This is a genomic window from Oceanotoga sp. (genome assembly GCF_030445905.1).
GTDB lineage: Bacteria > Thermotogota > Thermotogae > Petrotogales > Petrotogaceae > Oceanotoga > Oceanotoga teriensis.
The window spans coordinates 1-7,816 of sequence record NZ_JASUSU010000075.1 but is presented as its reverse complement, the minus strand read 5'-3'; the positions used below and the strand labels follow the sequence as shown (position 1 = coordinate 7,816).

Genomic DNA, 7,816 nt, shown 5'->3' with positions numbered 1-7,816 from the left:
TCATATAACAAGTTTGAATAGTCATTAAAATCTATTTTATTCAATTTTCCTGTTTATAAGTACAGTGAGATATTTACTAATTTTTGCGGGACAAAAGTACGCATGTCTCAATATGGTGAGTGTGTTTAACCATATTACCAAAGTATATTTTTTATAACAAAATATACTTTAATTTCCTTTTAAAATATTGACATTTAGGATTATAAAAATTTTATTGTACTTTTCTATAACTTATAGAATTTTATAATAACTTCTGCATTAGTGTAAAAATAGCGGAAAATTTAATACTTCCGCTATTTTCTTTTTCCCTTATATATCAATTGTTTAAGGATTTTATTTGCATTAATAAAATAGTAAAGAACTCATTCTAACTATTTATCTTTTTCCTTATTACAAAATATTTTATAGCATCTTTATAAGAAACCCCCTTAATTTCAATAAAAGTTTATTTCTGTATTAAATCACACTAATATTTCAATATATATTATTATGTATTCTATATCCTAATCCTAATTGTTATAAAATCAACATTTGTATAACTTACTATATTTTTATGTATCACGCTTTATTTTATCATTTGGTGTAAAAGTGGTGGAAGTATTCCAATCTTCCACCACTTTTTTATAAATCCATGACCAATCTATAGTAATAATATTTCTGGATCTAGCCTTTCTTCAACTGCTAATATATTTATATAAACAACAAATAATGGATGAGCTTCATCAAAAGAAACATCAACCTTTTTAACTATCTTATCTACTTTATCATGTATCCTCTTTTTTACATTAGACATTACAGACACAAATTTATAATAAATTTCACTATTGGACATTGTACTTCCTGTTAACTCTCTAGCAACTTCTGCGAATTTAATAAAATCAGTATTAAACTTAATCATAATATCACCTACTTATATTCTTTCCACAAATTTTTTACTGCTAGAAATTCGACAGTAAAGTTATTTAATAATTTTTTGACCACTTCACATTCCGATTTATCATAATAATAATATGTAACCTTCTTTAAGTTACTATTACTGTTTATAGTTTCAAATATATGCGTATCATTATTTGGTGAAAGCCCAACTGTTTTTAGCTCTCCTTCTATACTTCTAAACTCATTCACTGGATACTGTTGTTCAAATTGTAATTCCTCATTATCAACTTTTAGAATAATAGAATCATACATGTTTCTCAATATTTTATTATCAGTAAATTTCCAACTATCAATATCTTCCTTAATAGCTGGATTACTTTTGTACCCATCTGTCATTTTGTTGATAAATTCGTTTCCTTGGTGTGCCTGATTCATAGAAAAACTTTTAGAAAACCCACTATAAGTTGTTAATACATTTGAATATAGATAATAGTACTTATTATCTATATTGAAATCATCTATTGCTTTATTAGATAACATATTTCTAAAAGAATCTTTCTTATATCTATAATCCATTATATTGAATGCTCCATGCAAATAATATATATTTTTTCCTGTAAATCGAGCTAAATTTTCATCATAATTAGTAGTAAAAATATTATTAAATGGTTCAAAAAACTCTTTTAATTTTTCAGGATACTTTTTATAAATCTCATTAACTTTTCCTCCATTAAATATTGAATATATGAAAAAAGTTTTAATAGCTTCTCTAATATAAAATTTTTCATGGTTAACTATATTATTTTTATTACAAAATAAGTCATATACTAAATAGTAATCTTCAAAGCCAATATCTGATAAAATCAAATTTTTTCTGTCCTTATACCTTTCTCTCATATCATCTAGACATCGTTGCTCTTCATTTGATAAAGTAAATGAATTATAATCATCATTTAACATATACTTAAATTCTATAAATAAATATCCTATTAATTTCACTAAATCCTTAGTATTTTCTAATATAATGTGCTTAGGAAAATCCTCCTTTTCTAAAGACTTAATTCCTCTTAAAATAATAGATTCATTTGTGTTTTCATACCCTCCAAACTGTATATTTATACCATTTCCAACCAACAAATTCTTCATTAAAACAACTTCCTCCTCAATTATTTTTTACATTATATATTGATTAATTTCTGGGAACTTTATCGCTTATATCATTTAAATTTCCTTTACTTTTTCATAATTAGTTTATTTAAAACTTTTATGTGTCTTTTTATTATATATAAAACTAAAAACTATAATTCCTGTAATAATAAATAACTCCTTATAAATCTACCTTTTATACTATTTACATTCATAAAATATATATTTATTAAATAATTCCACATATTTCCATAATTATATTATAAATTACTCTATTAATGTAATATTATAGAATTAATTAAATAATAAAAATCTATATATTTAAGTCATAATATAACTACTATAAGCGAATTCCAGTTTTAATACCTCCATTAATGTATAACAACGAAACCACATCCCATCTTTAACTCTTCGCTCCCTCAGAATAAAACCTGGCATATGCTTAATTAAATATATTGGGTCGCTCCGCCCCAATCCCAGGAAGAAATGCTATAGGGTCTTATAAATAGCTCCCCTTAATCGAAAGGAAACTTTGTACAAGCTATTAATTTGCTCTCCACTACTATTTTTTCAAATTTTAAATAATCATCAAGATCTATATCAAAATGTACCTGTTTCATTTCTTTTTTCTTTAAATTTGGTTTTATCCTAGCTAAATATATCAACTCCATAAACTTATTTTATTGGCAATTATGTACAAATAGCATTTTCTTATACAAATTTTTTACATTTAAATAGGAGCCTTTTAAGCTCCCGTCCTTTTAATTTTATAATTCTGCCATACTGCTAAAATTCTTGGAATTTAGTTTCACCAAACATTTTTTTGTAGAGTCCATAGCCTGTAATTTTGAATGCTTTTTTCTTTTTTTTAGTTCCTCGAAATTCTCCATTTTACCACCAAATAAAAAATATAAATTTACAGTTTTAGAAGGTGCAACTGCTATAAATTTTTTATCTCCCTTCTTTCTTATTCCTAAAAATCCCGGTTTTATAAAAGTATTTTACCTACTTTTATACTCAATATTCTTATATTCTAAAATTTAACTGTCCATTGTTCAGTATCATATTCTTCTACACTAAATTCATTTTCATCCCACTTAGCTGTTTTTCTAGTCGCATAAAAATAAGGATTACCTTTTTTTTCAGTATAAACTCCCCATGCAACAGTTAATTTCTTATTATCAATCAGTTCTAATAGACTATCCTTTCTGATAATTAATGCTCCGCGATAACCATCGAATTGTATATCTAAACAAATTAATTTACCTGATTTATCATACCATTTTCCATCATCTAATTGTCTAAGTTCAAGATTCTCAACAAGGTATTTACTTGGCATAGCATAAGAGGAGACCACATTTTCCACTTCTTCTGAATATGACATTGGACAATGATAGTCAATTCCTGTTTCGATATATCCATCTTCATCTTTTTCATCATAATCTCTTTTAACCTTTTCTTCAAAATCTTTGTATGCCTCTGACCAGAAATATTCTCTTGCAAATACTGTATATACTTCATAATTATTTCTTCCTTCTGCACATTTTTTAAGTTGTGATTTTTCCTCATCTAATATTATTAGATCATTTGGAACTAGCATTGCCAACGCTTTAGCAAAGTACTCTTTAGGTTCTTCATCGTATCTTGAGCAGTCACTTTTCCATGTATTATACATTTCCAAAGCTACAAAAGACTCATTACCATATTCAACAAATACTATTTTATCCATAGTAGGTTCTTCAGATTCAGCGCTGGCCCATACCTTATTTGATACATCGGGAATTCTAAATACATCCTGCCATAGATTTTTTCCTTCTGAAGGCTTTTGTGCTAATACGCTAGGATCTATTCCTCTATAATAAAATTGCCATGGTCCTTCGTACTTATATTGAACAAATACTTCTTTAACACCATCCTCTTCTTCATATTCTTCATTTAACAAATCTAATACATCATCTGAATATTCATCAAAATCAAATATTGCTTCTAACCTTTTACTATTCCATTCCTGATAAGCATCGCTATATTCTCGCTTTACTTCTCCAGGTGAAAAATTGTCAGCTAGTCTTGATAACATTTCAAAACTTGCTATTCGTTGATACTTTTTGCCAATTCTTTCATTTCTATGCTTATGACGATCATATGATTCTACTCTATTATCAAATTTACCATGCAAATTAAAATCATATTTATAAGTTTCAAAAATTTGATTTGTAACAATATTACTTAAGTCTTGAGCAATAAAATGATATGCCCATGGTTCAACCCAACCTTCAAAAACATATCTGCCAAAGTCACCATAACCCAAAGATTTTTCTCCTGTATTTGTAGCCATAGAATGAATTATTGTATTGACCGGATACATATATGGCTTTATTTCTTTATCTTTATAATCAAATAAATAGCTATCTATTTCCTGTTGTGATGGAATTTTCTCATACCATTTGCTGTTGTATGGTGGTACTGTTTTTGTTATATCAAATCCACACTTAATATTTGATTGTTTTAAATAATCAATAATACCTTTTGCATGTGCCCTAACAATTATATGTGGATAAACCTCATTTCTTCCAAAAATATCATTAAATACTACCTCTGCAAGCTCTTCAGCACCTGACATTCTCTGAGAACGTAATACAGCACCATACACGCTACAATATAGCCCTTCTTTAACATATCCATCATCCACTTGTTCAAATCTCTTTATGGTTGCTGTTGCAACTACTAAATCATCTTGCATTAGTGCCACCAAAGATCGAATGGCATTCTCGCGATAGCTATTATTTGTACTAGCTAAAGACCATACTAAAAGTATAGCGATTAGATCTTTTGTTTTACCTGTATAAGTTTCCAATTGATTTCTAAGTAATTTTACCAATGTATTTAATATACCGTTACTGTCAATGGTATCATCGTACAAACTTTCAACCCAAAAACTATCTCTTACTGCCATTGTACGTTTGATAAGATGTTCATGTAAGAATAAGGAGTTTAATGGATGCCCTTCAATTGGTGCAATAATTAACAATTTTTCTATTAACTTTTTGAAATACCATGGTCGCACAACTATATATTTATTAATCATACGAATAGTTGTCTCTAAAGAAATAGCTGTCTTTTTTCTCCAAATCAAACTATTAAGAAACAAATCTAATACTTTTTCTGCTTTCTCTTCTTCAAGTAATTCCAATAATTCTACTGAATATTTTTCGGGCACCAAAACAAATAGTTCTTCTACTATCCCACTATGCATATTAATAAAATACTTAGCTAATTCACCACCTGAAATTGATTCAACCAATTCCTCTTTAGCATTAATATCTGAAATTAGAAATTGAGCTGCCAAAATATTATGGTATCTTTCATATGCAAATTGAATATATTCTTCCTCTAGATCAAAACCATATAATTCCGTATAGAATAATCCATTATCAATCATAGCCTGAACAAACTCAGTTAGTGACACTCCAAATCTTTGTGTTACTTCTCCAACAATTTCATAAAATTTATCGATTGTAATTCCGTAGCGCACATTATTTTTAAGACTATATTGAATAATTTTATCAACACACTTTTTCACAAGCTTCAGACCTATAAGGTATTGAAAACGCTTTGAAAGACTTTCTTCTATAACAGAAATATATCCTTTGAAAATTTCAGTAAATGAACTATATTCGTCAATTTTAACATTCCCAGAACCTTTTACTGTTTTACAGAGTGTATGAAGAAATAACGGATTATAAAAATCCGAATAAAGGATGGGAAATGTAGGCTTATTGATACCGTAGTAATCAAAGAACTCTGTAACTGCTTGAATTGAATTCCCAGCAAATCCTCTATGTTCTATAACCAATGTTTTGTCTCGGTCTTGAAAGTTTTCCGGTAAACACTTTTTCATATATGTTTTCCTAATACTAACCATAAGCTTTATTTTATTATACTTTTCAAATATTCCAACCAAACCTTCAAAATATTCTTTCCACACTTCAGAATGGTATCCTTCATTTATACCCTCAATAATAAATGGAATAATACAATTATTTTCCTCTGCAATTCTGTTTAATTGCTCCAAAAATCTCTGAATAGTATACGGGATATGCAACCATTTTTCTAACATTAACACTGGATCTAGCTGCTCATTTAAATGTTGCCCTAATACAAATATACATATTTTATTTTGCAGATAAAAATAATTATATATGAAATGTGCTATTGAATGTGATTTACCAATACCTGCTTCACCTGTAATAACTAAAGTATCTGCATAAAATGCCTTCCTATAATTATCTAAATTACTATTTTTCACACATAAATTTCGCCAGTCATAATACTCATTGCTTTTATAGTAATCATCCTCTGATTCACTACATTTTTTCTTATTTTCCTCCTCGACTTGGTCTATATATTCTTCTATATCTTTTTCCAATAAAGAAGAATTAAATTCTCTATTTTCCAGCAAATCTTCTATCAAAGAGTTCCACTTTTTTATCATTTCTGTTTTTCCATTAACATTAATTCTTGATATAGCATCTTGTACTTCTTTTAATAATGAATACAAATTTCTTTTCTCATCTTCAATAATGCAAAATTTACCAAACCAGTTTGACAATTCAACGTCAACATTGAATTCCCTATTAAATCGCACCTGTAAATTATCAATAGACGTCTTAACCATGGATCTCAAATAAACTAAGTCTACATCACTAACTGGGAAAAGTTTTTCAATATTAAGTATCTCTGTATGTAACTCCTCAATATCGCATTTCAAATAATTCATTAATTCCGTTTGATACTCACTTGTGTTAGCAATCTTAACCACTATTTGATTAATCAGTTTTCTTGATTCATCACTCGGCTCATTCATCACATTAAAACAATACTCAAACTGCTGCTTTATTTTCCCTTTTATAATACTTAACTCAATGTTCTCTATGCCTTTTCCATTATAAAATTCTTCTATATACTCCTCAATATAGTTTCTTCTATCCTCCATTGACAAATTTGTAATTAAATAGGTAAAATTAAAAAGCACATTAATAATTTCAGATTCATCTAATAATCTTTGAAGGCTTTCAAAATATGCTTCTTCTTTATTTTCAGAAATAAGAGTATTGTAAATAGCTTTTTCAATTTTCTTATAGTCGTTTTTAATTTTGTCTTTTGCCAATTTATCTATTACACTATCCAATGTATTATCAAAAATTTTATCAATTAACTTTCTTCCAATAAATCCAGCTATTTTTACTTGCATTTTGTCACCACCCTACTTATATTCTAAAGTCAATCTCTTTTTTTACTCTCCTTTGAACCCCCAGTATTAGCCTAATGACTATAAACATAACTTGTCCAATTATATGGATAATGTCAAGTTTATTGTTTATTAGTATTTATATCAAAACTAGCACTTTATCTAAATCTTTTCACACTAAATTCTACTACTTTTTTACAGCTTTTCATATTAGTTACAAGTAATATTCTAACATTTAAAATATCATACTTACCAAATCTCACAGCATTAATTCTATTCAAATTATAATTCAAATTGATCTTATCTATTCTAATAATTTTGTAGCATTTTCTTTAACTCTACTTGCCATAAAGTGTTTACTTGTTGTCGTCTCCTAGTTCCTTTACTAATTCCTTATAAAAATAAGAATCATACTCATCAAATATATTTGTAAAATTTTTATTTAAAGCTATATTAATATTCATACCCATCTGGGGATAAAAATTATAATTAGGGGAAATCCAATAATCAAATTGTGCTAATTCATCACAATGTATTGACTCTATA

Annotated in this window: 3 protein-coding genes and 1 pseudogene; all 4 read right to left on the bottom strand. The window is 27.4% G+C overall.

The window, feature by feature from the left end; translation table 11 throughout:
- Nucleotides 1–640: 640 nt before the first annotated feature.
- On the bottom strand, nt 641–898 hold the full coding sequence (locus PWP28_RS13540; RefSeq protein WP_308644988.1) for a hypothetical protein: 258 nt from the start codon (nt 896–898) through the stop codon (nt 641–643).
- 8 nt (nt 899–906) lie between these two features.
- Nucleotides 907–2,022 (bottom strand): hypothetical protein, encoded by a 1,116-nt coding sequence (locus PWP28_RS13535; protein WP_308644987.1) that lies wholly within the window; start codon nt 2,020–2,022, stop codon nt 907–909.
- A 1,033-nt stretch (nt 2,023–3,055) separates the two neighbouring features.
- Nucleotides 3,056–7,273, bottom strand: coding sequence for a hypothetical protein (locus PWP28_RS13530; protein WP_308644986.1), 4,218 nt, complete (start codon nt 7,271–7,273; stop codon nt 3,056–3,058).
- A gap of 353 nt (nt 7,274–7,626) precedes the next feature.
- Nucleotides 7,627–7,816, bottom strand: a pseudogene (locus PWP28_RS13525) (hypothetical protein); the annotation flags it as partial.

Coding starts and splice junctions, on each gene's coding strand:
- PWP28_RS13540 (WP_308644988.1), bottom strand. CDS start 898: ATGATTAAGTTTAATACTGATTTTATTAAATTCGCAGAAGTTGCTAGA.
- PWP28_RS13535 (WP_308644987.1), bottom strand. CDS start 2,022: ATGAAGAATTTGTTGGTTGGAAATGGTATAAATATACAGTTTGGAGGG.
- PWP28_RS13530 (WP_308644986.1), bottom strand. CDS start 7,273: ATGCAAGTAAAAATAGCTGGATTTATTGGAAGAAAGTTAATTGATAAA.